The sequence below is a fragment of the Brevibacillus panacihumi W25 genome (assembly GCF_000503775.1).
GTDB classification, from domain to species: Bacteria; Bacillota; Bacilli; order Brevibacillales; family Brevibacillaceae; genus Brevibacillus; species Brevibacillus panacihumi_A.
On record NZ_KI629784.1, the window covers coordinates 1 to 584 of the forward strand.

1 protein-coding gene is annotated in these 584 nt (G+C 51.0%); it reads right to left on the reverse strand.

The annotated features are described in order from the left end of the window. Positions 1-144: 144 nt before the first annotated feature. Positions 145-584, reverse strand: a 440-nt coding sequence (locus T458_RS40825) for a hypothetical protein (RefSeq protein WP_023555615.1), incomplete at its 5' end; no start/stop codon positions are given.

The window sequence follows — 584 nt, forward strand, 5'->3', positions numbered from 1 at the left end:
AGTCATGTTGCGGTGTGCTTCAACAATCAATTGATAGGCTTGTTCGATTGCATGATGAATCTGATTTTCGTCCACCGATGCCACCCCTTTCCGTTATCCGGATACCGATCATTTTTCATCCGATATGTGCCTGCTTTGCCTGCTTTATATACGCGAGTTTCCATACAGTATATTCGACGTTACAAATACGCCAACCGGCGGCAACGAAGTTGAAGGCGGTTGCGGTGGGACATAGCCGCTATACTCCGGCAAGCTTATATCTGTTGTCGCTACCCAGGTTCCATACTCACCTGCCTGTAAAGAGGGGGGGAGCATCTGGAGGCGTCCGGTGAGAACCAGATGCCGAAGTTGAATCTGGACATCGTCGTAGATGGATAAATGGCCGGAGTAGGCGGCGTAGGGGGAATGAAACATGATCTGCTGCGCGCTTTCATTCCAGCTTCCTTCAATCGGAATCGGCGTTCCGCGAAATCGGATGGTGCCTTGAATTTGTTGATCCGGCAAAACACGCATCACGAGTTTGCCCCACACAACCGGTCTTCCGGCGACAGATGCATGAACCCCCCATATGGAAAAGGGAGGTA